Origin of the sequence: Streptomyces viridochromogenes (assembly GCF_001270495.1) — a bacterium.
Classification (GTDB): Bacteria; Actinomycetota; Actinomycetes; order Streptomycetales; family Streptomycetaceae; genus Streptomyces; species Streptomyces viridochromogenes_A.
Map to the genome: position 1 here is coordinate 1 of NZ_LGUR01000234.1, position 26,424 is coordinate 26,424.

The following is a 26,424-nucleotide window of genomic DNA, read 5'->3' on the forward strand; positions in this document are numbered from 1 at the left end:
CTCGGCATCGCCCGCCTGCACAACCTTGCCCTCGCCGGGTGACGGGGAAACGCACAGGTCATCCAGCATGCCGGAGATCATTTACGGGACAACCCTTAGTTGAGGCACGTCGCAACCGCCTCGGCACGGCTCCTTAAGATGTCATCTCATTTGGTGAGTCTGCGGTAGCAGATGAGGGTGTAGGCGATGCTGCTGAACGCGAGGTCGAGAAGTACAGCACCAAGCGTGCAGTGGTCGGCATCCCAATCGGTCAAACCATCCGTGAGACGTGGGAGCGAAACACGGACATCGGGTGGCGTCGAAAGATCGTTGGGCTACTGGTGGACAAAATCATCGTCCACCCCGGCAGCGGGAAGTCTCGGCACAAGCAGCAGCGCTTCAACGTCGAACAGATCGAGATTCAGTGGAAGCTGTAGTGGTATAGGAGCACTACGAAAGAACCTCCGGCTACAGTCCCGGAGGTTCTTTTTGCTTGAGCAGGCGGGCAATCTCTCGCATGATGCCCCTGTTTCTCAGTCCGATCCGTTACCTCATCTAAAATCGACTCGAAGGGGTGATCGCAAATGGATGGATGACAGTAGTGAGAGTGGAGTTCTGGTAATGCTCAGAACTCCCATACCTGTACCCCGCAGCACACATCGCTGCGGGGTTTTCTCTTGGGCTTGAGGAGAAGAAGATTGTTTCCATCATCTGCCTGCGGCCCGATCTGTTGCTACTCTCAAGGAGTGAAGCTCTCGGCGCAAGTCCTCAGCAGCCTCATCTCGTTTCCCTGTCCGCGATGCAGTTATGAAGTCGAGGCGCAGCTTCTTGACGCCCGTGTGCAGAGCTATCTCTACTGCCCCTGTTGCCAAGCACGCATCCATCTGGTAGACGAAGATGGTTCACTGTTCGGTGAGCTCGAAAACCTTGACCTGACTATGGGTCAGCTCAACAAGTCCCTGAAGAGGCTCTTCTGGTGCTCTACGAGCGTGACCTGCAAGTGAAGCTCCAACAGAAGTATCGTCGACTCTACAAGGCTGACTACAAGGTCTATGACCGGGAGATCGCCTATTTTCGGGACTTCATCGTGCAGTCGCCCGCCTTGAGAGCCGTCGCGGAGCGCATCGCGAGCAGTTGCCCTGATCTAGATGCAGACGAGTGGATCGCGAATAACTGCGTTCGGCGCGGAATATACGACTGGCCGGATACTGAAATTGGTCGGGCTAAAGTGCAATGGCGGCTCATCGTGCAGTGGGCGGACGGTGGAGACTTCACCGCTCAAGCCAGATCGCTCTCCCATGACAGCAACTACAAAGTGATCTTCCGAGAGGTTACTGAGAAGACGGTTGAACCGTTCGTTGACTACCTGCAGGAGCAACTCGGTTCCGCAAGCGAAGTGCTCTACATGCTGGAGCGCTTCACGCGACGCGTGGAGTGGTTCGACCAAGTCGAGTTGCACAAGAAGTACGAGCTTGATACCACGCACGGCGAAGACATCTACGACACACACCTCCGCAAGTTCCTCTTTGACCAGGGCATCGACTACCCGTTCTCTCAGCCGAAGTCCGCTTCGGGGCAAGTAGACGTAGCCGCAGGGCTGGACGGAGACGACCCGCTTGTATGCGAGGTCAAGCTGTATGACACCTCAAGGAAGGGTTACGGGGTTCCTTATGTAGCCAAGGGCTTCAGGCAGGCACTCGACTACGCTCATGATTACGGCAAGAGCGTTGCCTACCTGGTGACGTTTAATCTGAGCGACCAAGGGCTTCAGATGCCCACTGATGAAGTGTCGAAGCCCTGGCCCCCGCGGCTCCATGTTGAAGGTGTCACTGTCTACCTGGTGACGGTGCACGCCAAGCCTCAACTCTCAGCAAGCATGAGAGGGAAGGCCAGCCCACGAGTCGTGACCCGGGATGAACTAGTCAACCCGCACGAGGGCGAGGCGGACGAAGGCTGACGCGCTATAACAGAGCGCCTCGGTGTGAGCTCCGGAGGGCGTCTTTTAACTATTATCGCAAAGATCGTTTTGACACCCTTGAAAGGGTTTATTTATTCTACTGGGAGGACTTGTGGCGGAGCTGATCAATATTCGAGGGGTGGACTTTCGCGGCTACAGAAATTTTTCTGTTGACCTTAGGGGAAACGGTCTCTTCCTCGTAGCGGGACCAACTAATTCGGGGAAAAGTGCACTTCTCTCTGCTCTCGACATCGTCGCTGGTGGTGAGTTTACAGGTTCCGTTCGGCACGCCCAAGGTTTCCAGCCTCGTATTACTGCTCGCTGGTCTCTAAGCAACGAGGAAAGGGAAAAGTTGCTGAGCGGGTCGAGCGAAACCGACCAGCTGCTTGCAGATGCGGACACTGCCCATTGGATGGAGTGGGTATTTTCTGAACATGAAGGCTACATTCGACCAACACGAGTTACGGTTCAGTGGCATGGGGAAGAGCGCACTATCGCCTTGCTTCAATCATCTTCGCCAGGCTCCTTCGAGTTTTCTATTGCCGACTTTCCTTTGACGGGCGAGGATCGCGATCTGACCAGGAAGAGTTCAGGGAGTGGATCACATCCATCTGACACTCTCCATCATTTTCAAGGTTACGCGAATGGGATTCCTCATTACATCCTCACAGAGTGGCGAAAGGGCTACTTTCACTTTCGCCCACTCCGTGAATCGGCAGGTCGAAAGGTCCAGATTGCTGGCGTAACACCGCTTCTTGAATCCAGCGGCGCGAATCTCGCAACGGTTCTACTGCACCTCTATACGAACCAGCCAGATGTTTGGCAGACGTTGCAATCACATGTGACAAGCATCGTGCCGGACGTCGGCCAGCTAATGGTTCCTGTGGCGAATACAAGTGTCGAGGTTGTCTTCAAAGACAGCTCTTCTGGTGTCCGCCACAACCTAAAAGACTTGGGGTCGGGCGTTGAGCAACTGCTCATGCTGCTGGTTGTCGGTCTAACTGAATCAGCCAATGTCGTCCTATTGGAAGAGCCGGAAACCGGACTGCATGCTAGTGCACAGCGAGCGCTACTGACCCTGCTGCAAACATGGTCAGCAGATCGGCTATTCATGGCGTCCACTCACTCAGCTGCCCTCCTCGACTGGCATTCCCCTACGACCTCAGTACTTGCCGTCTCTCGTAAAGACGGCGAATCGGTGGCTACCCCTGTCACAACTGAGCGCGCGGCGCTCCTTCAGGGGCTTGGTGTTCGTCTGAGTGATGTTCTCTCCGCTGAGCGCATTCTCATCGTGGAAGGCCCAACGGACAAAGAAATTCTCGACACGTGGTTTCCGGCTGTACTGAACAATCCACGCCTCGTCATTATTCGCGGAGGTGGCGGCTACAACGCTCGCCACGCTGGCCTGTTGGCCGCTTGGCTCAATGAAGCAGATGGGCTTAGCCAGCGTCGCGTTCTCTACGTTCGTGACCGGGATGAACTTTCCGCTGACTTCCTGTCCACGCTGGAAGCATCTGAAAGCGTGTACATCCTGCCGTGCCGTGAGCTTGAAAACTTGATGCTCGACGACGAGGCAATCCAGAAAGTTATCAACGTAGAGCGTGGACGGTTCGGCAAGGATGCGGTGACGGTCGAGGAGATTTCTTCGGCGACCCGTGAACTGGCTGCCGAGCTACAGCAAGTGGTCGTATTGAAACAAGTCATGGCAGACCTCGCAGACCCGATTCGGCTTGTCGACCACAAGATGCGTGGCAAGTTGGCGAAGCAATCGGCAGACAAGGCGGCGTTGTCGGCGGCAGTCTTGCCGCGCGTGCCTACCGCTGAGGCTCTTGAAGCAAAGATTTCCTCAACGTGGGATGAGCATGATGGAGAGATCTCATCTAACTGGGATGCCGACTGGAAGAATCTCGCACCCGGCGCAGAAATTCTGCAAGGCTTGTGGTTGAAGTACTTGAATCGCGGCTACAATAAGTCGAAGGACGGTCTTGCGCTCGCCGAGGCTATGGAAGTACCGCCACAGGCGTTGCACGAACTTCTTGATAAATTTATGCAGGACAACCCGTAGGGCTTGAGCCAAGCAATAGGAACACCTCCGCAGCCACAGCGGGGGTGTTCGTCTTGATCGAGCCGACCAACCTTGCGCCGGCCACGGCTCTTACTGATTCCTAACGCGTCTGTCAAGCCGCGAGGGCCTTGGGCGGAGCGGGCTCGTAGCACCGCCCGTCGCGTAGGAGTGCCCAGAGGACGTTGACGCGGCGGCGGGCAAGGGCGAGGACGGCCTGGGTGTGGCGCTTACCCTCGCCGCGTTTGCGATCGTAGAACCGGCATGATTCCTCGCTGTGGCGGATGCTGAACAACGCCGAGGTGTAGAAGACGCGTTGGAGGCGGCGGTTGTAGCACTGCGGGCGCCGCAGGCTGCCGCTGATTTTCCCGGAGTCGCGGGGTACCGGGGCGACGCCGCCGAAGCCGGCAAGGCGGTCGGCGGTGCCGAAGGCGCTCATGTCGCCCCCGGTGGCGGCGAGGAACTCGGCGCCGAGGATGACGCCCAGGCCGGGCATGCTGGTGATCACGTCGAAGACGTGGTGGTCGCGAAACCGGGCCTCGATGTCCTTGTCGAGTTCGGCGACCTGCTGGTTGAGGCCCATCACCTCCTTCGCCAGCGTGTGCACCAGCTGGGCTGTCAGCTTCTCGCCGGGCAGGCTGGTGTGCTGCCGTTCGGCGGCCTCGATGGCGAGCTCGGCGAGGCGGTCGGGGCGCACGACGTGGCGGTTGCGCAGCCAGGTCTCCAGCCGCTTGGCGCCGATGCGGCGGATGGCGGCTGGGGTCTGGTAGCCGGTGAGTAGGGTGAGGGGGCCGGTGTTGGTCAGATCCAAGGCCCGTTCCAGGCCGGGGAAGACGCCTGTGAGCTGGGCTCGCAAGCGGTTGACAGTGACACCTCGGTCACCGGCATCGAGGCAGCCCGCAGCGCCGTCCCCGCGACCGTCATGTCCCTCGTAGACGCACTCGACGAAGCCACTCAGGGCCGCCGCATCACCGAGAGCCTCCTCAAGACCGCCACCACCAAGATCTCCACAGCCATCACCACATTGGAAAGCTCCCTGCTCGGATCCGATCAGGGCTACCTCTTCGAGTGGGAGCAGGCCGGCGACATCATCCTGGCCCGGGTCACCGACAGTGAAGGTCCGACGCCGGTGGCAGATTTCGGGCGCCGCTTGGCCGAACAACTCGCCGATCAGCGGGTATTGCTGGAGGAGAGGGAACGCACCGTCCTTGAAGACGGCCTGCTGACCGGGCTTGCTCAGCAGATTCACGACCGCACCGTCGCGGCCCGCGATTTGGTCAGGAACATGGACGCCGACACCCGGGCCAGGCCGATGTCGTCCGGGACCACGGTCGGCATCCATTGGGTGGTCTCCGACAGCCTGACCGACTCCCAGAAAGCCGTCAGCGAACTGCTGAAGAAGGACGCCTCCGAACTCGACCCTGCGCGCTTGACCGAACTCCGCTCCCACCTGCGCAGCCAGATCCGCACCAAGGCAGCCGCGGACAAGAAGCAGAGCTACCAACATGTGATCGCCGAAGTCCTGGACTACCGGTCCTGGCGGAGGTTCGAACTGCGCCTGTTCCGCCCGGGCATGAGTGAGGAGGAGAGGAAGAAGGGAGAAGTCCTCACCAAGGCCAAGCACAGCGTGATGTCCGGCGGTGAGAAGTCCGCCTCCATCCACCTGCCACTCTTCGCCGCCGCCCACGCCCAGTACAGCTCCGCCTACCCCACCTGCCCACGTCTGATCGCCCTCGACGAGGCCTTCGCCGGCATCGACGAGAAGTACCGCCCCGATCTGCTCGCCCTCACGGCCAAGTTCGACCTCGACCTCTTCATGACCGGCTACGACCTGTGGATCACGTATCCCGATGTGCCGCAGATCTCGCACTACGACATGAAGCACGACGAGGTCCTCGCACACCGTCTCCGCCATGCTGCTGGTCTGGGACGGCGAACAGATCCTCGACGACGTCGGATACCCCGGATCCGAAGATCTGGCCGCCGAGCTGCTCAGCTTCCGGCCAAGCCGCCACGTTCCGGCACACGCGGGATTGCTCACCGACGCGCCTGAGGACGAGCCGGTAGACAGCGGCACTGAGGAAAACGAGGGGGAGTAATGAGTCTGCCGACGTCCGACGTGTACGAACGCTACCGGGGCCCTCAGTTCCGCCGCCTTCTTAGGGCTGCCCGGCGCTCCCTTGAACGCAATGGAGGCGAGATCTCCGGCTCCATCGGCCTTACGAATCCGACGGCAGAAGAGCGCAATACCATCATCGGTATCACAGGCGCGTACCGTGCGGCTGACGTCCGCCGTCTCTCTCTTCCGCTTGCGGCACTGGACCAGAACGTCCGCAACGTCACCGGTGCCTCCCTCCGCGACCTCCTGGAACGACTCGGACCTCCACTGCGGTTTCGAGCCGACGAACGGAGCGCCATTGATCAGGCCCGGCAACAGTTGCTGGCCGAGGGAGAGGCCAGCGCACTCCATGCTGAGAACCCCTGGTACAAGGAGTGGCTGAGTGGCCTGGCTTCTGACGGGACGATCACTGGGCTGATCAACAAGAAGGACGAACGCCTCCTCAGCCAGGCCATCCGCGTTCTCGAATACCTCTACGGTCGCGCCAGCGGTTCGCCGCCGGTCATGCTTGCCGCCTTGGCCGACGCCACCACGGGAAGCACCAAGGCCCTCAATCCTGGCCAAGGTTTGCTGCCGACCCTCGTACTCCGAGCGTTGGCAATAGCGCGAGGAGTTCCGCTCGATCCAGGAGCCGAGGCCCGGCGCGAGCTCTGGGATGCGTTCGACGTCATCGTGGACGACCTGGCCAGCCGCGTCCTTGTCCTCAATCTGCCGGCGTCTGGTCAAGGGCTGGGGGAGTGGCTCACCGACGCGGCTCGATACGGCACCCCGTTCCAAGTCACACTCCACCAGCTGGTCACCTTGCCCGTCACCGTTCACCTGCCGCAGGTGTACGTCTGTGAGAACCCAGCTGTCCTCCGCCGCGCCGCCGGAGAGCTCGGCGCGAGCAGCCCTCCGTTGATCTGCGCCGAAGGCCGGCCGTCAACGGCCTTTCACCGACTGGCCCGCTTGATCGTCAACGGTGGGGGCCGACTCCTCTACCACGGGGACTTCGACTGGCCGGGAATCGATATGACCAATCAACTCATCAGCCGCTACGGAGCCGAGCCCTGGAAGATGACTGCTGAGGATTACCTGGAGGGACTCCGGACCGAAGACGACCACGTCGCCTTGTCCGGGAAGGCCCGCAGCACTTCATGGGACCCGCGTTTGGGCAATGCGATGCAGGAGCATCAGGTGGCTGTGTATGAGGAAGGTGTAGCTGATGCTCTCCTGGCGGAATGGGGTGACCTGCCTTGATCGTGGGCAGGCGGTGACCTGCCCAGCTGGGTAGTCGGCAGTAGCCGGGGGAACAGCCCGCACGGTGGGGCTGTAGAGACACCGGAACCCTGTATGCCCCGTACAACGAGCGACTAGGCTTGATCGGCGCCCACGAATCTGGACCGGATGGCGCACAGGTGGGTGTAGGGAGATCTGAGCAGCAGATGACGGGGATGCCCGACCGGATTGGCCGGTACACCGTGGCCAAGGAGCTGGGCGCGGGGGGAATGGGCGAGGTCTACCTCGCCTACACCCCCGGTGGTGATCCGGTCGCGGTGAAGCGGATCCGGAGCGACAAGCTGGATCCCCTCATGCGGGCGCGATTCGAGAAGGAAGCGCTGATCGCGCGGACCGTGATCGGCACGAACAGGGTGGCGCGGTTCCTGGACGCCGACCCGTTTGCCGACCGGCCGTGGCTGGCCATGGAGTACGTGGCCGGGCGCACGCTTCTTGCGTGTGTCGACGAGGAGGGTGTCCTTCCCACGGCGCTGGTCGCCAGCCTTGGTGCGCTGCTTGCCGAGGGGCTGAGTGCTGTCCATTCAGCTGGACTGCTGCACCGGGATCTGAAGCCCCAGAACGTGGTCATGGGCAAGGACGGTCCCGTGATCATCGACTTCGGGCTCGGCGCGTTCATGGACGCCGCGACGGAGTCGCTGTCGCACAGCGGCATGATCATCGGGACCGTGCGCTGTATGCCGCCGGAGCAGGCGAGCGGGCAGCCGAAGGTGACGCCTGCCGCGGACGTGTACGCGCTGGGCACGGTGCTGTTGTACGCGGCGACGCGGCACTATCCGTACGACGGCGCGGCGTGGGAAGCCGTCGCCGTGCAGGTGGCGAATCCTGCCATCGAGCCGGATCTGAGTGGCGTACCGGATGCGATCAAGCCGTTGATCGCATCGATGCTGATCCATGCCCCAGAGGAGCGGCCGACGCTCGGGGCCGTGGCCGACGGGTGCGCGCAGCTATTGAAGTCAGCCGGGCTGCCCCCGGCTGAGGCGCGGCTTCAGCTGATCGCGCGTACGACCGCGGGTGGCACCCCTGATGCGGCCAAGGAGCCGTTGTCACCGTCGTTCGAAAAGCTGCTTGAGGCACAGGGCAAGATCGTCGAGATCTCTGGTCCCGACTCGCCCCTCGACGGTCTGAGGACGGATGCAAAAGCGGATGACGATGCTGCCGAGGCGGACGCCGAGGAAAGCGTCACGCCAAGGGAGCCCGCCAGGCCGGTTTCGGATGCACCTGCGGAGCCGAAGGTCCGGTCCAAGGCCGGGAGGTCGCCCGCCTCGAAACGGGTTGCGGACGAGCTGCGGACGGAGTACGCGGTTGATACCGCACTGTGACGGTCGAACCGTCCGTGGCTGGTGAGAAGCTTGGCCGGGCACGCGTGTGGAGTGGCCTGGGGCTGCCCATACGTCGTGTGACCGGTGAACCGCGCGGGGTGCGCCGTAGGTGTGAGGGATCGGAGCGAGTGTGGGCGTCGAGGCGGGGGCTGTGAGCGGTCGGAGCGTTACGGTGGAGCCGGACGAGGCCGCGGAGGGAACGCGGCCGCTGGGCTCGTCCGGGTACGCGCCGGGAGCGCAGGTCCTGATCCGTGACGAACTGTGGCTCGTGCGCCACTGCACGTGGACTCGTGACGGCTGGATGATCGAGGTCACCGGCATCTCGTCGTTTGTCCGCGGCATGGACGCCACGTTCTACGATCGGCTCGACGCCGTCCAGGAGCTGGATCCGCGCGAGACCGAGCTGGTCGCCGACGACTCGCCGAACCACCGCCGCTCCCGGCTCTTTCTTGAGGCGATCATGCGGAAGACGTTCCTGCCGCAGACCGAGCACGGACTGGCCCTGGCGGACAACTTCCTCATGGACCAGCAGGTGCACCAGCTGCGGCCGGCGGAGCTGGCGCTCTCCATGAAGAATCCGCAGCCTCGGATCCTGATCGCCGACGTGGTGGGGCTCGGCAAGACCCTGGAGATCGGCGTGCTCCTGGCGGAGCTGATCCGGCGTGGGCGCGGTGAGCGGATTCTGGTGGTGACGCCGCAGCATGTCCTGGAGCAGTTCCAGCGGGAGCTGTGGACCCGGTTCGGGATCCCGCTGGTGCGGCTCGACTCGACCGGCATTCAGCGGGTGCAGCAGGACATCCCCGCGGGCCGTAATCCGTTCGCGTACTTCAAGCGCGTGATCATCTCCGTGGACACGCTGAAGAGCGATGTGTACGCGCACCACCTGGAGCACACCGACTGGGACGCCGTCGTCATCGACGAATCCCACAACCTCGTCAACCGCGGCACGAAGAACAACGCGTTGGCCCGTCTGCTGGCCCGCCGGACCGACGCCCTGGTGCTGGCCTCGGCCACGCCGCACAACGGTGACGCTGAGTCGTTCGCCGAGCTGGTCAGGATGCTGGACGAGGCGGCGATCGCCAATCCGCGCCAGTACAAGGTGGAGAACCTCGACCACCTCTACATCCGGCGTACGAAGACTTCGCCCGAGGTCCGCGAGTCACTCAAGGGCGCGTGGGCCGACCGCGGCCCGTCCAAGCCGCTTCACGCCGCCGCCACCGACAAGGAACTGGCGGTCTTCAAGGAGCTGGCCACGCGCTGGATCCCCGCCGACCCGTCGGCGCCGTCGGCCAGCAGGCATCAGCTCGTGCCGTACCGGCTGCTGAAATCGTTCCTGTCGTCGCACAAAGCCCTGCTGGAGACGATCAAGACCCGGATCGGGAACCTCGACAACCCACCGCCCGACAAGGCCAACGGCACCAAGCGGCAGACCCGGACTGAGGATCCGGCGGTTCGTGAAGCGGCGCGGAAGGCGGAGAGGGCCGCGCTCGTCGACCTGCGGGACCTCGCCGAGCAGATCGATGACCAGGACTCCGCCAAGATGGCGGCGCTGGTCGAGGAACTGCGCGCCATGGGTGTCAAACCAGGCTCCGAGACCCGGGTCGTGGTGTTCTCCGAGAGCATCCCCACTCTGAAGTGGCTGGCGGAGACCGTGCCGGCCGCGCTCGGCTTCCGGCTCGCCACCAGTCCGGACGAGAAGAAGCCCTGGCTGGGCTACGGCGGAGCCGTGCAGGTCATGCACGGCGAAGCCACCACGGACCAGGACCAGCAGGACATCGTCGAGAAGTTCGGCCTGCGCGACGACCCGGTGCGCATCCTGTTCACGGGCGATGTTGCCTCCGAGGGCGTCAACCTCCACCAGCAGTGCCATCTGCTGATCCACTACGACCTTCCGTGGTCCCTGATCCGCATCGAGCAGCGCAACGGCCGTATCGACCGCTACGGCCAGGAACACCGGCCTGAGTTCCGTGCCCTCGTCCTGACCAGCGACATCCCGTGGCGCACCGACGAGGCGACCGGGCAGCCGCGTACCCTGGACGACCGCCTGGTGGGGGAGAAGCTCCTCAAGCGTGAGGAGGAGGCGCACCGGATCGAGGGGTCGGCGGAGGCCGTTACCGGTCTCTACCGGGCCAAGGAGGAAGAGAACCGCCTCACCCAGGACCTGATCGCCGGCCACACGGTCGAGGAGTCCATCAAGCAGTCCCAGCAGGGCGGCGCCGCCTTCCTTGCTGGCCTGCTCGGCCAGGTGGGCGCGGTGCACGAACACCCCGAGGTGGCCCGCGCGGTGGTGCCGAAGCTCTTCCGGTCCACGGCCGACTACTTCGAGGAGGCGCTGCGGCAGGTCTGCCGCCCCAACCCCGAGGACATGCTGTCCCTGCGCCGCGACGACGACGGCACGATCGCCTTCGAACCCCCGCAGGATCTGCTGTACCGGCTCAAGGCGCTCCCCAAGTCGTACCTGGACGAGCAGCAGATCCTGCCGCGCAAGAACGAACCGGGGCGCATCCGCGTCACCTTCTCCAAGAATCTTGCCGGCACCCGACTGAAAGCGGCACGCGAGACCACCGAGTCGCAGTGGCCCAACGTCTCGTACGTCACCGACGTCCACCCCGTCCTGGACTGGCTTACGGACAAGGTGCTGATCGAGATCGGCCGCCACAAGGCACCTGTGCTCGCCGCCACCGTGGACAGCCCGACGTACCTGGTGCAGGGCATCTACTCCAACGCACTCGGCAAGCCTACGGTCGTCGAGTGGATGGCCGTATCCGGCCTGCCCGGCAGTCCCGTCGTCGAGAGGCTGACCGCGGAGGCGCTGGAACGCCACGGCGTCGGACCGAGCATGCCCGGCCGCGCCACTCCCCGTGACCTGCCCGGCCTCAGCGCACTCGTGCCCGACGCGATCGACGCGGCGCGAAGCCATCTCGTCGCCCTCGAAGCCGAGTACCGCAAGCAGATCGACGGCACCCTCGCCCCCTACCGCGAGCGCGTCGCCGAATGGCGGCAGGAAGCGCTCTTCGCCAGCGCACGGCCGAAGGAGGCGGAGCTCGACCGGACGGCCCAGCGGCGGCTGAAGCTGGTCAACTCCCTGGAGACGGCAGGCGAACCCATGCTGCGCCTGCTGGCCGTCCTCGAACCGCACACCGCCGCCGAAGGAGGCACCCAGCGATGAGCACCGACTTCGACTCCTTCGCCAACCGCGGCGAATACCTCTCCGCGCACTACTTCGCCGAGCAACTCGGTACGGACCTGAAGAAGGGCCTGTTCGCCACCTGGGCCCTACGCGAGGGCGACGAGAACGACCCACGCAAGACCGCGCGCGAACTGCTACGCACCCTGCGCCCGCCCTATCTCGCCGAGGAGGTGCGCGGATACTTCGCCCAGACCACCCAGGCCGACGCCGATGACGAGGCCCGCCTCAACACGCACAACAACCCGGAGTGGGCCAAGCGGCTCGCCGAGTGGCACCAGACGGTTCTGCGGGGCCTCGGTTACGACTCCGCGCCGGCCGACCTCACCGTGCACCGCGCCGGACGCGACCACACCCTGCCCGTTGCCTACCACGGCCACGGCGTCATCGCCCTCGACTGCGGCTGGTCCGCCGACAACGACGCGGCCCTGGATGCCGACGGTGCCGGGCGCCTGCTCACACCCTTTCGGGCCAGTTCGGGCGAGTCGTATGAGACGGGGGCGGCGCTGGCCTCCTGGCTCTTCCAGAGCGAACTCGGCGAGGCGGGCGGCCCGCACCCCCGCTTCGTCCTGCTGCTGTGCGGCGGCGTGATCATCCTCGCCGACCGCCGGTCCTGGAACGAGGGCCGCTATCTCGCCGTCAACCTCGACGCCGCGCTGGAACGCAACGACCGCACCCAGCAGGGCGAACTCGCCACCATCGCAGCCCTGTTCAGCCTGGACATGCTCCGCCCCGGCGAGAACGACCAGAGCCGGGCGATCGACGCCCTCCTCAAGTCCTCCGGCGACAACGCGGCCGGCGTCTCCGACGAACTCCGCTACGGCCTGCAGCACTCCGTGGAGCTCATCGCCAACGAGGTCCTGCACCGGATGGCCGAGCCGGACAACGACGTCACCCCAGCCGACGTCGAAGACCCCAAGATCCCCTTCACCAAGGAACTCACCCGCGAGTCGCTGCGCTACCTCTACCGCATCCTGTTCCTGCTGTACGCCGAGGCCCGCCCCGAACTGGGCATTCTGCCCGCCGACGACGGCTCGTACGAGGCCGGGTACTCCATGGCCCGGCTGCGCGACCTCGTCGAACGCGACGAGGAGTTGGTGGAGGAGGAGGCGAAGAACGGCTTCCACCTCCACGAATCCCTCGACGTCCTGTTCAACAAGGTCAACTACGGCCATCGCGCATACGGCACCGAAGCCGACGACGACCTGCCCGGCGACGACGAGGAGACCCGCAAGGCCAAGGCGGCCCGCCGCATCGAGGGCCGGGGCCTGCGCTTCGAGCCCCTGCGCAGCGAACTCTTCGAACCGGACGCTATCCGCCTCATCGGCCGCGGAGTCATCGACCCGCGCAGCGACGAGGACGAGGCGCCCCGCTGGCTCGACCTGCGCCTGCGCAACGAAGTCCTGCACGAGGTGCTGCGCCTGCTCACCATGAAGAAGGGCCGACGCGGAGAACGAGGCGGTTTCATCTCGTACCGCAACCTCGGCATCGACCAACTCGGCGCCGTCTACGAGGGGTTGATGTCCTACACCGGCATCATCGCCGAGGAGCAGCTGTGCGAGGTGGCCCGCGGCGGCGACCCGGAGCAGGGCTCCTGGCTCATCCCCGCGCGCAAGCGGGACCAGTACCCTGACAGGACCCTCGTCCAGTACGGCGAGCAGGACGCCCGCAAGGGCCTGCGCGGCGTGAAGAAGTATGAGAAGGGCTCCTTCGTCTACCGGCTCGCCGGCCGCGACCGGGAGACCTCTGCCTCGTACTACACCCCCAAGTCCTTGCGACAGGTCACGGTCGAACTCACCCTCAAGCATCGCCTCGACCAGGAACGGGACGAGCACGGCCAGGTCATCAAGACGCGGGCCGCAGAACTGCTGAAGTACAAGATCTGCGAACCGGCCCTCGGCTCAGGCGCGTTTCTCAACGAGGCCATCGACCAGGTCGCCGACGAATACCTCCGCCGCCGCCAGGAGGAACTCGGCATCACCATCCCGACCGCCGACGCGATCACAGAGAAGCAGAAGGCCAAGGCGTACATCGCGCTGCACAATGCGTACGGCGTCGACCTGAACGCCACGGGTGTCGAGCTGGCGGAGGTGTCGCTGTGGCTCAACACCATGCACCCCGGCATGCGGGCCCCCTGGTTCGGCCTGCACCTGCGTCGCGGCAACTCGCTCATCGGCGGGCGACGGGCCGTGTACGAGGGTGACGACGTCTCGGGCGCGGAGAAGGCATGGCTGAAGGCGAAGGGGGCGCTGGCGCCGACGCCGCTGCCCTTCCTCAAGGACGGCGAGGCTCAGCCGCTGCCGGAAGACGCGGTTCACCAGTTCCTGCTGCCGTGTCCGGGGTGGGCGGCGGTCGCCGGGTCCAAGGAGGCCAAGGAGCTCGCGAAGACGGGCGTCGAGCAGCTCGCCGCTTGGAAGAAGGGGATTCTCCAGCGCCCCAAGCGCAGCACCGCGCACCTCAACAAGGACGGCAGCCGCAGGATCGACAGCAAGACCGGGAAGCCGAGGGCGGAAGCGTCCTCGCAGTTCACGAAGTTGCGGGATGCTGCCCGGCGGGTCGAGTTCCTGTGGTCTGCCGTCGTCAAGCGTATGGAGCTGTCCGAGAAGGAGATTGCTCGGCGGATTGACGTATGGCGGGCCGACCCTGCCGATCCCGAGTACGCGTTCCTGCAGCGTCCTAATCAGGCGGTGCCGAAGGAGAAGGTGCTGGAGGATCTCTTCAACGCCGTCGATACGCCGTATTGGCGGCTGAAGACCGTCATGGACGCGTGGTGTGCACTGTGGTTCTGGCCGGTGGAGAAGGCCGGGCTGCTGAACGGGGCCGATGGTGAGTACGCGGTGGGGGCCGAGGCCGCCGAGATCGGTGACGCGGAGGAGCTGAGCGAGGTGCTCGGCGGGGTGCCGTTTACGGGGGAGCGGGCTGAGGCCGTCCCCGTGGCTGTGGCACCGCGGTTCGTCGAGGCTACGGCGTTGTTCGCGATGGGGCCCGAGCAGACCAGCTTCGAAGACCTTGAGCTGAGTGCGGACGACGAAGGGGTCGTCGAGCTTAAGCGCGTCGGGGCGTCTAGGTCCAAGCCGGGTGCGTCGAAGGCGGGCACGAACACGCCAGAGCGGCGTCGGTTCGTGCCGCTCAAGGAACTCGACGACTGGATCGAGTTCCTGGAAGCGATGCTGGGTACGGCGGATGTGCCCGAGGGGACGCTGCTCGACAGCTTCACGAGCCTTGAGGCACTGAAGGGCTTTGAGGAGACGCTGCCTGGGTTCATGGGCATGGATGCCGGTAACCCGGAGGACCGGTTTCCGTGGTTGCGGGCGGTGCGGGACATAGCCAAGGAACAGGGCTTTCTGCACTGGGAGTTGGAGTTCGCCCTCGTGTTCGCGCGGGGTGGTGGCTTCGACCTTCAGGTGGGGAATCCGCCTTGGGTGCGACCGCGGTGGAACGAGTCGGCGGTGCTCGCGGAGCATGAGCCGTGGTTCGAGCTGGAGGAGAAGGCATCTGCGGCGGACAAGGAGCGTCGACGGAACGAGGTGCTGGGGAAGGAGGACGCTCGGCGGTATGTGCTGGGGGAGCTGACCAACACCAGTGCGCAGGTTGCTGTGTTTGGGTCGCCGCAGATGTATCCGTTGCTGACGGGGACACAGCCTGATGTGTACCGGGCCTTTATGTCACAGGTGTGGGCGCACTCCTCGGCTGACGGAACGGCGGGGATGGTCCATCCCGATACGCACTTCACTGGGGACAAGGAGGGAGCTCTTCGGGAGGCGGCGTATCGACGGCTTCGGATTCACGGGGACTTCGTCAACGCTGTCTGGCGCTTCTTCCCCAAGCCCGTTGGCCACACGACGCATTTCGGAGTCCACGTCTATGCCCAGACTGGGGAGATCGGCTTTGACAATCTCTCCTGGCTGGTCTCTGCAGACGCGTTGCGGCACTCCGCTAAGCACGACGGCTCGGGTGAGGTGCCTGGAGTGCGGTATCGCAACGGGGAGTTCGACGAGCGTCCGCATAAGGCGCGAGTTGTGCGGGTGGACGCGCATCAACTTGCTGTGTGGCAGCGACTGTTGGGCGAGGCTGACCGCCCAGTCGAGCAGGCTCGCATGCTCTTCCCGGTCAGCACAGCTGAGGCGGCGGCGATCGAGGCGCTGGCGAACTATCCGGTGCGGCTCGGGACGCTGGATCCGCAGATCTCTCGGGGGTACGACGAGAGCGGTGCCAAGAAAGCCAAATTGATCGAGTACAACCGCCCTGACCCTGCAACGGAGCAGGAGTACCAGCCGGACAGCTGGCGTCGGGTGATACTCAAAGGCGCCCAACTGGCTGTGGCGACACCGGTGTTCAAGCGGCATGATGCCAGCACTAACGATCCGTACGGTGCGGATCTCGTCGCGCTCGCGCCGGGCTATGTGCCCGACACCGAGTATGTGAGAGTCGCGGGCAGGAACCGTGAGTTCCTGACCGCGCAGGACCGCTGGATCGACCATGATGCCCTCGCGCGGCTGCGGGCGAGCGACCAGGCGATCGGGCAGGCCCGGAGCAAGGTTGCAAGCGAGAAGCTCATCTCCGAGGACCAGGTGACAGCCGAGCAGACCGATGCCGTGCTGGTGGAGAGGTCGCGGCGGCGGTACGTCGTGTTTTCTCGGCTCGCTTGGCGGAAAATGATCGCGCCGGATACTGAGCGAAGCCTGTATCTGGCGATGATTCCACCCGGTCCGGCACACATCGACGGTGTCCGCAGCGGAAGAGGTGTGGACGACCGCAGTACTGCTCTTTGGGCTGGTTTCTGGTCGTCGTTGCCCATCGACTATGCGCTGCGGCTCTTGGGCGTAGCGAACCTGGATGTCGCACAAGCACAGCGGCTGCCTGCCCCCACCCCTAACCACCCCTTGGCCCCCGCCCTCCTCCTCCGGACCCTCCGCCTCAACTGCCTAACCACCGCCTACGCCGGCCTCTGGCAAGACCTCCACGACCCCACCTGGCCTACCCAGGAACCCTGGGCCTGCACCTGGCCAGGCCTCCCGCCCCTCAACGGCGTAACCCCCGACTGGACCCCCGACACTCCCCTCCGTACTGAACGCGCCCGCCGCTCCGCCCTCGTTGAGATCGACGCCCTCGTAGCCGTATGGCTGGGCATGGACGCCGACGCCCTCATCGCCGCCTACCGAGGTCGTTTCCCCGTGCTCCAGAAGTACGAGGCGGTCACCTGGTTCGACGCCAACGGATGGAAACTTGCCGGCAACGCCCGCACGATCGGCCAGCGTCAGACGAAGGAGACCTGGAAGCAGTTCGAGGCGTACCAGGCCGCCCCGGACACTGCCCCCGTCCCCGACGGCTACACCCTCCCCTTTCACAGGGCGGACCGCGAGCAAGAGATGCGTGAGGCGCACGCCTACTTCAAGCAGCGGCTCGACGAAGCGGTCGCCGACGGCAAGTGGGACCCGGTGAAGCAGGAGGTACCGAACCCGTGAGGCCGACTCTCCAGGCGCGCGGGCTCAAGGAGAGCCTGCTCCAGTACCTGTCGACGACGTACGCACTCACCGACGAGGGCGCCCGCGAGGCGCTGCACCGATTCCTCGGGGACGAGACGTCCGGGATGTTCCGCGGACCGTACCTCCGGATCCGTACGCCCTTCACCGCCGCCGACGACAGCTGGCGCGAGCACCTCGAATGGCAGCGCGAGGGATTCACGCCGTACGCCCACCAGGCTCTCGCCTTCGCCCGGCTGACCTCCGCCAACGGGCACACCCCTCAGCCGACCCTTGTCACGACCGGCACGGGCTCGGGCAAGACGGAGTCCTTCCTCTATCCGGTGCTCGACCACTGCCGCCGGGAGCGCGAGGCCGGGAAGACCGGGGTCAAGGCGGTCTTCCTGTACCCGATGAACGCGCTCGCCACCGACCAGGCGCAGCGCATAAACGACCTGCTCACGCAGAACGAGGCCGGGCTCGGGAAACTGTGGGCGGGGCTGTACATCGGGGACCGTGCGGCGACCAAGTACGAGAAGGTGCGCACCCGGCGGTCCGACATGCAGCTGTCGCCGCCGGACATCCTGATCACCAACTACAAGATGCTGGACCTGCTGCTGCAGCGCGAGGACGACGCCCTGCTGTGGCAGGGGGCGGACATCCGGTACGTGGTGGTCGACGAGTTCCACACCTATGACGGCGCCCAAGGCACCGACGTGGCCATGCTGCTGCGGCGGCTCGCCTCCGCCGTCGGGGCGTCCGAAAAGGGGCGCCCGCTCGGGTCTATTTGCCCGGTGGCGACCTCCGCGACGCTCGCGTCGGGGACGGACGACGATGGCATGGCGCGGCTGCTCGACGTGGCCACGGATGTCTTCGGCACCGCGTTCACGGCAGAGTCCATCGTCGGGGAGAACCGACTGTCGGTCGAGGAATTCGTCCCGCTCACCGACGTCAAGATGCAGGGCCTTCCCACGCCGGACGAGATGCTGGCGCTGCCCGATCCCGCCTCCGGCGAAGAGGCTCTGCTCGACCTCATCGAGTCTGTGACCGGCATCCGCGATAAGGATCCGCTCGTCCTCGGCGAGAACCTGAAGCGACACCTGTTCACCCGAGCCGTAATGCAGGCGCTGGACGGTGAGGTGAAGAACAGCGCCGAAGTGCTGGACGTCATGTGGCGGGCCGGTGCGGCCGGTTGGGCGGAGGCGGTGGCACGGCAGCCGGAGAAGGCGGCCGAGGCGCTGGCCAGGTTCGTGGCGTTGTTGTCGTACGCGCGGGATCCGAAGTCGCCGCCGGGGGAGCCGCGGCCGTTCGTGCATGTCGAGGTGCACCAGTGGGCCCGGTCGGTGTCGAGGCTGCTACGTGGCGTACTGCCGTGGCCGAAGGCGGAGTTCCGCTGGGACGCCGCCGGGCTGGCCGACGCGAGCGCGAGTGACAGCGGACGTCCGGCTCCCGTGACGACGGCGACCTCGGGGCAGAACGCCAACCTCTTCCTGCCGGCCGTTTACTGCCGTGATTGCGGGCGGTCGGGCTGGGCGGTGTTTTCGCCGGAGAGCGACGACCACGACGTCCAGTTCGACACCTTCAAGATCCGGCGCGCCTCGCTCGGCCAGGACAAGGCGCGAGTGCGGAACCTGATCGCGGCGACCGAGCGGGAGGCGCGGGAAGGGTCCGGCGCGGCGCCCATGGCCGGTGGGGGCAGGGGTACGAACGGTGCCTCGGCAGGGCAGGGCGCCGGCGGGCTGCTCATGGTGCTCGACGGCGCGCGTAAGCGGCTGCGGCTGCCCGACCCCCTCAACGACTACGACAAGGACACCAAGGAGCCGCGGCTCACGGCCCGCGACTCGGCGTTCGTGCTGGTCCACTTCGGTGGCACCGTCGCCAACACCGCGGCTCGAGAGGACTGGTGCCCGGCCTGCGGGGAGCGCAACGCGATCCGCTTCCTGGGTACCGGATCTGCGGCGATGGCTGCGGCCTCGATCACGCAGCTCTTTACGGGCGGGGAGCTCGACAGGGAGCTGCACGAGAACAAGACGCTGATGTTCAACGACTCGGTGCAGGATGCCGCGCACCGGGCCGGGTTCGTCGCGAACCGGTCGTACACTTTCTCGTTGCGCGCGCTGCTGGCCAAGCACCTGAGTCACGACGAGCCGACCGCGCTCAACGATCTGATCGCGAACGTCGTCGAGGCCACCACGGACAAGGACACCCTTGCCGCCGTCGTGCCACCCGACCTGCACGTCTACAAGGGAGTTGACCGGCTGCTGTCCGGTCAGGGGCGTGGTGGCGGCATGCCGGTGTGGCGGCTGATCGGGCAACGGCTTGCCTTCGAGGCGCTGATGGAGTTCGGGTTCCGGTCCCGCAATGGCCGTACGCTGGAGCTGACCCGTACCGCCGCCGCGCAGGTGCGTATCGACGACACGGCGGCGGTGGTGGCGCTGGTCCGGCGGATCCATGAGGAGTGCGTGCGCGACGGGGTGCCGTTGGTCGCTCAGGACGACGCCCGCTACCTGGCGTTCGTACGGATCTTCCTGGAGCGGTTGCGGACCCGCGGGGCGGTCGCGCACAAGTGGCTGAACAAGTACATGGACGAAGCGGGTACCAGCCGGTACTTCGTCTGGGGTGGGCGCGCGCCGGGGATGAAGGCGTTCCCCAAGCGGGTGGCGGCCCCGGTGTTCCTGCTCAACCAGCCCAAGAACGGCAGTGAATTCGACTTCGCCACCGGCCGGCTCTCCTGGTACGAGCGGTGGGCCGGCCGCTGCCTGGAGCTACCGCGTGAGCTGGCACCGGAGTTCTGGTCGAAGCTGCTGCCCGAACTGGCCGCCGTCGGGCTGCTGTCGGTACGCACCCCGCAGGACACATCGCTACGGGTCTACGGGCTTAAGCCGGGCAACATTGAGGCCCGGCTGCTGGACGACGAACAGGTGCGGCACGCCTATGTGCGCTGCCCGGTGTGCTTCTGGGAGCAGACGGTGCATCCGTCGCTGCTGGACCAGTGGCACGAGCAGCCCTGCCCCTCGTACCGCTGCCGCCGGGGCCGTCTGGTCGCCGGCGACCGGCCCGAGGGGCTCGGAGTCCACCACCGCGACCGGGACTACACCCGCGACTACTACCGGAGCCTCTACCGCCGGGCCGGCACCTATCAGGTGGTCACCGGCGAGCACACCGGCATGCTCACCCGCCCGCAGCGCGAGCAGGTCGAGCAGGCCTTCAAGCGGCGTGAGGGGTTCAAAGACCCGAACGTGCTGTCCTGCACGCCGACGCTGGAGATGGGCATCGACATCGGTGACCTGTCGGCCGTGGTGCTGGCCGCGCTGCCGCGCCGTCCGGCCTCGTACGCCCAACAGGTCGGGCGAGCCGGACGCCGTACGGGCAACGCGTTCCTGCTGACCATCCCGGACCGCCGGCGCCGGGACCTGTACTTCCTGGAGCGTCCCAAGGACCTGATCGCGGGCACGATCGTGCCCCCGGGCTGTTATCTGTCGGCCATCGAGATCCTGCGCCGTCAGTACCTGGCCCACCTGCTCGACCATGCCGCCGCCGGGCGGCTGGTGCGCGCGGACGGGATCGTGCTGCGGGCCCTGCCGCACAAGGCGCCGCGCCTGTTCGGCCCGTCGGGGTATCTCGTCGACCTGGTGGAACTGGCCATCGCCCAGGGTGACGAACTCGCCAAGCAATTCCTGGAGTTGTTCCCCACCGGTGTCAGCGACCAGGCCAAGGAGGACCTGATCAGGTATGCCACGCACGAACTGCGCGGCAAGGTCGAGGAGGCCGAACGGGAGTGGTTCCGGGGCGAACGCGCCCTGCGGGCCCGGCTGAAGGAGATCGACGAGGCCCACGACGAGCTGCACGACTCCGACCCGGACCAGGCACGGCAGAAGGCCGAACTCGACGCCGAACGGCGCGGTGTCGGGCGGCGTCTGATGAACCTGGGCGAGACCCCAGCGCAGACCGCCCTGTGCGACCTGGGGCTGCTGCCGAACTACGCCCTGATCGACTCCACGACCATCCTGTCGGCGACCCTGTACGGCGAGGACGGCGTAGACCCCGAGACGAAGAAGACGAAGTACACCTCCGACACCTACGCCTATGAGCGGCCCCGGCGCATCGCGCTGGAGGAACTGGCACCCGGCAACACCTTCTACGTCAACGGCTACAAGCACCAGATCAGCGGCCTGGAGATCGCCACGGGCGGTAAGCAGGAGTGGCGTACCTGGCGGGTGTGCCCCGGCTGCGGCTACGTCCGCACCGAGAATGCCGCCGAGGACCGCTCGCCGTGCCCGCGGTGCAGGACCGCGCACATTGCCGACGACGGCTCGTGCCTGTTCCAGATCGTCGAACCCGCCACCGTCACCTCGCGCGACAAGCGAGAGGACGCCCGGATCCGCGACGACAAGGACGACCGCGACCGCCGTTCCTACGCCGTGGTGGACGCGGTGGACATCCCGGAGGCGGACATCGAACCCGGCTCGTGGCGGCACAAGCACCAGACGTTCGGGGTCGACTACTGCCGCCGCGCCATGATCCGGCGGATCAACGTCGGGCCGGTCCGCTACGACGCCCAGTCCCGTGACGACTTTGCCGGCCACCTGGTGCGGCTCAACCCGTTCCAGGTGTGCACGGCGTGCGGCGCGGCCAGCGCCGACGGACAGCCCGTCTTCGACCACGACACCGATGAGCTGGACTCCCTCGCCGCTCGCAGTGGTCGCCTCAAGCACCACCGCCCGTGGTGCCCCTTGCGCCGGGGCAAGAAGACCGGAGCCCGCGAGGAGCCGGTGCTGCTCGCCCACCAGCTGCAGACCGAGGCACTGCGCGTGCTGATCCCGGCCGCCACCGCGGACGTCGACGCCAAGGTGCACTCCTTCCGGGCTGCACTGCGGCTCGGCGTGGACCTGCACTTCGGGGGCGACCCGCAGCACCTGGCCACCACGGTCGCCTCCATGCCGGACACCGGCAGCGGGGAGCGACGCTGGTTCCTGGTGCTCTTCGACTCCCTGCCCGGCGGCACCGGTTACTTGGACCGGCTCACCGACCGGGACGCGTTCCGCGACACCCTTCTGGCGGCGTACGAGACGCTGAAGAACTGCCCGTGCGCCGAGGAACAGCGCCGCGCCTGCCACCGCTGCCTGCACCGCTACACGCCGGAGCCCTTCCAGGACATCGTCTCGCGCCAGTCCGCGCTGACCATGCTGGAGTCCCTGCTGTTCACGAAGGACGGCGAGAACGGCTGGGAGATCGACGACGTCGAGCACACCGGGCTCGTCGGCCTGGACGCCCAGGTGGAGTCCGACCTGGAGGCCCGCTTCCTGGCCGCCCTGCGCGACTGGGTGAAGGTCACCGACGACGCCTCCCTGGACGAGGACGGCCACGCCAGCGGCCACCTTCGCTTCACTAGCAGCGCCGGCGAATCCAGCGGATCCGGCGTGATGCACTGGCGGCTGACCGCGCAGCAGCAACTCCGGGGCACCGTCAGCGACTTCACCTTCACCCGCGTCGACGGCCCGGCCCAGAGCGTCAAGGTTTACCTCGAAGGCTTTCGCTTCCACGCCAGCCGCGAGCACAACCAGATCGCCGTCGACGCGGCCAAGCGCACCCGCCTGCGCGCCGAGGGGGAGATCGTCTTCCAGGTCACCTGGGCCGACATCGACCTGTTCGAGAACCGGCCTACCCGCACGAAGCCTGTCTGGCCGCCCTACCGGGGCACCGCGCAGGAGGGGGCCAAGACGGCGTACGAACAGTACGGCGGCCAGCGCGCCCACTTCGCCGGAGCCGTCTTCGCCAACCCCATCGACACGCTGATCGCCTACCTGCGCGACCCGGACCCCGAGCGTTGGACCCGCCGGGCCCGCGCGCTCGTCACCGGGCTGACGGCCCAGCCCGGTACGGCACCGGTCGCCGCGACCGGACGGCGCAGTGAACTCGTCGCCGCCCTGCGCGGCCAGCTGGCCACGTTGTCCGTCGCCGACCGCCACGACAAGCCGGTCGTCCCGGACGCCGCCGGCATCGGACCCGTGCATGTCTTCCGCTCCCAGGACGACACCGGGCTTCCGATCGTGTTCGCGGTGGACGGTGCCGACCCTGAGAACCTGAAGTGGACCGCGCTCACCGTCCTCGACGACAGCGACGCCGTATTGGACAGCGACGAGCACAAGGAACGCTGGCGGTCCTGGCTGTACTGGAGCAACCTCACCCAGTTCCTCTCGTCGGCCGGTGGCGACGGAGTGCAGCTCGCCACGAGCAAAGCCGCCGAATTCGAGGTCGAGGTCCTTGCCGTCTGCGGCGGACTCGGTGAGCTCGACTCGCTCATCGGCGTACCCGCCGTCACGGTCAAGCCGGCAGACCCGAACCCGGACGAGGACTCGGCGGCCGAGCAGGCCGTCGCTCGGCTCCTGCGTGACGCGGCCTGGGACGAGGAGATCCTGGAGATCCTGCGCGAGGAGCCCGTCGAGGCACCCGACCTGCTCCGCCTCGCCGAGCTGCTCGCCGACCGGGGCAAACAAGCGCCCGTCTTCGGCTATGAACTGGGCAGCACCAGCCGCTGGCTGGCCGACTTCGCCTGGCACACCTCCGGAGTGAGGATCGCCGTGGTCCCCGCCCCTGAGAGCGAGGACGACGACGAGGCACACCGGCGCGACGCCGCCTACGCCGCGGACGGCTGGACCGTACGGACCGCGGCCGCATGGCTCGACCACCTCGACGAGCTGATCGCCCAGCTCCCCGACACGGAAGAAGACACATCCCGATGACCGCCCGGCTCCGCCTGTACCGCAAGGCCGAACAGGAGCTGTACAAGCTCGACCGCTCGGTGAAGTCGGACTTCTACAACTTCTGCCATCACTTCCGGGACAACCCCGAGCTGCCGGGCCTGCGCAAGAAGCAGCTCAAGGGCGACTCACGCATCTGGTCCGCCCGCGTCAGCAAGGACTACCGTGCTCTGCTGACCCCCACCGGCGTCGACGCGGACGGTATCGAGAGCTGGCTGCTCATCGCCGTCCGCCACCGCAAGGACGTCTACGAAGAGCTCCAGGTCGCCGTTAACCGTGTCACCGGTGAGATCGAGTTCGTCGATCTGTCGGTCGTCGGTCAGAGTGCTCTGCGCAGGGCCGGCATCACGCTGACCCCGGCGGAGCCCGAGCCTGAGACGAAGCCGCAGGCCGTGGAGCCCGCCCCCGAGCCGGTACACGCGGCACCGGCCCTGCTGTCCGCGTACGACGCCGGACAGCTGCGCGAGCTAGGTGTCGCGGACCAGCTCATCGAGCTGGCGCTGATCGTGACCACCAGCGAGGAACTCGACCAACTCCTGGAGGGCGCCCCGCTGCTCTCGAAGGACGTCCTGTACGGCCTCGCCGCGGGCATGGACATCGACGACGTACGCCGCGAGATCACCGCCCCCGTCGAGCTCGACGAGCGCCCCGACCTCGACGACTTCGCCGCCGCCCTGTCGCGCACGAAGGTCACCACGGTCGACGACGACGTACGCGACGCCATCGAAGAAGGCGACTTCCGCGCCTGGAAGGTCTTCCTCCACCCGACCCAGGAACGTCTGGTCCACCGCCACTACAAAGGCCCCGCCCGGGTCTCCGGCGGTCCCGGTACCGGCAAGACCATCGTCGCCCTGCACCGCGTCAAGCACCTCGCCGAGCAGCTGCCTCCTGGCCACAGCAAACCGATCCTGCTGACCACCTTCACCAAGAACCTCACCACCGACCTACGGCTCAGGCTCGCCTCCCTGATCGAACCCGAGCCCCTGGCCCGCGTCGACATCGCCCACATCGACCAGCTCGCCGCGCGCGTCCTCGGAGAGAACACCGCCCCTGGCCGCGGCAAGCAGCGCGTGTACGACCACGTGGCCCTCAACGAGATGCGCCAACTGCTCGCCGAACTCGACGACCGGCGCTTCGAGCCGGAGTTTCTCCTGGAGGAGTGGGAACAGGTCATCCTCGGCCAGGCCGTCGCTACCCGCTCCGACTACTTCAACGCCCGCCGGGCCGGCCGAGGCCGAGCACTGACCCGCCCCGAGCGTAACCACGTCTGGAAGGTCATCGAGCAGTTCACCGCCCGCCTCGACAAGCTGGGCGTGGAAACCTGGGGCCAGGCCGCCGAGCGCGCCGCCCGACACGAGATCGAGCGTGCCGCGAAGATCAGGGCCCGCCGCGAGTACAAAGAAGAGATCGGCGGCAAGGACCTTATCCACCGCGACAACAGCTCCGGCATGCGCTACCTCGGCTACCGCTACCGGCACATCGTCGTCGACGAGGCCCAGGACCTGCGCCCCGCGCACTGGAAGATGCTGCGCGCCATGGCCGACCCCGACCTGCCCAACGACCTGTTTATCGCCGGCGACACCCACCAGCGCATCTACGACCACCAAGTCGCCCTCGGCGCCCTCGGCATCAACATCCGCGGCCGAGCCTCCCGCCTGACCCTTAGTTACCGCACGACCAAGGAGATCCTCGCCGAGGCCCTCCGCGTCGTGGAGCCCAAGGAGAACAGCGGGAAGATCACCTACGACGATCTCGACGACGGCACCGACAACCTCGCCGGATACCGTTCCGTGCTCCACGGCCCGAAGCCGGGCTTCGTTCCGTACGAGACCTGGGAGGACGAACTCGTCGGCCTCGCGGCCACCTTGACGACCTGGCGTGCAGAGCTGTCGACCGACGAGAACGGAGCGCCTCTCGACCCCAGCGGCCGGATCGCCGTGTGCGTCGCCGACCGCGACATGGTCAGCCAGACCATGTACTACCTGGAGACGAAGGCGGGCGTCACCTGCGCCGAGCTCACCAAGGAAGGCCCCAAGGGCGACGGTGAGATCCACGTGGGAACCATGCACCGCTTCAAGGGCCTGGAATACCAGCGCCTCGCCATCGTCGGCGCCAGCGACGGCATCATCCCGCGCACCAGTGCGATCGAGCGCTACCGCACCGAGGACCCGCCCCGCTACGAACGCGAACAGCGCAAGGCCCGCTCACTACTGTTCGTCGCCGCCACCCGCGCCCGCGACGCCCTCAACATCAGCTGGCACGACAAGCCCAGCCCCTTCCTGCCGATCTGAGGAGCCGGT

Annotated in this window: 9 protein-coding genes and 1 pseudogene; 9 read left to right on the plus strand and 1 reads right to left on the minus strand. The window is 66.1% G+C overall.

Annotated features, from left to right (window positions below; genetic code table 11):
* Positions 1–955 precede the first annotated feature (955 nt).
* On the plus strand, positions 956–1,936 hold the full coding sequence (locus ADK36_RS35810) for a hypothetical protein (protein WP_048584291.1): 981 nt from the start codon (positions 956–958) through the stop codon (positions 1,934–1,936).
* Between the two features lie 112 nt (positions 1,937–2,048).
* Positions 2,049–4,001, plus strand: a complete 1,953-nt coding sequence (locus ADK36_RS47100; RefSeq protein WP_078916482.1) for an AAA family ATPase — start codon at positions 2,049–2,051, stop codon at positions 3,999–4,001.
* 112 nt (positions 4,002–4,113) lie between these two features.
* Here ADK36_RS47100 and ADK36_RS35820 read toward each other — a convergent pair.
* Positions 4,114–4,878, minus strand: a pseudogene (locus tag ADK36_RS35820) (IS110 family transposase); the annotation flags it as partial.
* 42 nt (positions 4,879–4,920) lie between these two features.
* On the opposite strand from ADK36_RS35820, the gene ADK36_RS47105 reads away from it, so the two are divergent.
* The 7 genes from ADK36_RS47105 to ADK36_RS35855 all read left to right on the plus strand — a co-directional run bounded on the left by ADK36_RS47105 (position 4,921) and on the right by ADK36_RS35855 (position 26,415).
* Positions 4,921–6,051 carry an SbcC/MukB-like Walker B domain-containing protein gene (locus ADK36_RS47105; RefSeq protein WP_234330007.1) on the plus strand — a complete coding sequence of 377 codons (1,131 nt, stop codon included), beginning with the start codon at positions 4,921–4,923 and terminating at the stop codon, positions 6,049–6,051.
* Between the two features lie 45 nt (positions 6,052–6,096).
* Positions 6,097–7,356, plus strand: coding sequence for a TIGR02679 family protein (locus ADK36_RS35830; RefSeq protein ID WP_053200549.1), 1,260 nt, complete (start codon positions 6,097–6,099; stop codon positions 7,354–7,356).
* Between the two features lie 185 nt (positions 7,357–7,541).
* The gene (locus tag ADK36_RS35835) at positions 7,542–8,714 is read left to right on the plus strand and encodes a serine/threonine-protein kinase (protein WP_048584295.1); all 1,173 of its coding nucleotides are present in this window, start codon (positions 7,542–7,544) and stop codon (positions 8,712–8,714) included.
* A 172-nt stretch (positions 8,715–8,886) separates the two neighbouring features.
* The gene (locus tag ADK36_RS35840) at positions 8,887–11,883 is read left to right on the plus strand and encodes a DEAD/DEAH box helicase (RefSeq protein WP_048584296.1); all 2,997 of its coding nucleotides are present in this window, start codon (positions 8,887–8,889) and stop codon (positions 11,881–11,883) included.
* Positions 11,880–17,366 (plus strand): hypothetical protein, encoded by a 5,487-nt coding sequence (locus ADK36_RS35845; protein ID WP_053200550.1) that lies wholly within the window; start codon positions 11,880–11,882, stop codon positions 17,364–17,366. The genes ADK36_RS35840 and ADK36_RS35845 overlap by 4 nt, the downstream gene beginning before the upstream one ends.
* Complete coding sequence (locus ADK36_RS35850; RefSeq protein ID WP_048584298.1) at positions 17,363–24,106, plus strand: DEAD/DEAH box helicase; 6,744 nt, start codon at positions 17,363–17,365, stop codon at positions 24,104–24,106. The genes ADK36_RS35845 and ADK36_RS35850 overlap by 4 nt, the downstream gene beginning before the upstream one ends.
* Positions 24,103–26,415, plus strand: a complete 2,313-nt coding sequence (locus ADK36_RS35855) for a UvrD-helicase domain-containing protein (RefSeq protein WP_048584299.1) — start codon at positions 24,103–24,105, stop codon at positions 26,413–26,415. The genes ADK36_RS35850 and ADK36_RS35855 overlap by 4 nt, the downstream gene beginning before the upstream one ends.
* Positions 26,416–26,424: the final 9 nt, after the last annotated feature.

What these genes read in the sequence shown, in the direction of transcription:
- ADK36_RS35835 (WP_048584295.1), top strand. Translation starts at nt 7,542, where the DNA reads ATGACGGGGATGCCCGACCGGATTGGCCGGTACACCGTGGCCAAGGAG.
- ADK36_RS47105 (WP_234330007.1), top strand. Translation starts at nt 4,921, where the DNA reads ATGTCCCTCGTAGACGCACTCGACGAAGCCACTCAGGGCCGCCGCATC.
- ADK36_RS35845 (WP_053200550.1), top strand. Translation starts at nt 11,880, where the DNA reads ATGAGCACCGACTTCGACTCCTTCGCCAACCGCGGCGAATACCTCTCC.
- ADK36_RS35855 (WP_048584299.1), top strand. Translation starts at nt 24,103, where the DNA reads ATGACCGCCCGGCTCCGCCTGTACCGCAAGGCCGAACAGGAGCTGTAC.
- ADK36_RS35830 (WP_053200549.1), top strand. Translation starts at nt 6,097, where the DNA reads ATGAGTCTGCCGACGTCCGACGTGTACGAACGCTACCGGGGCCCTCAG.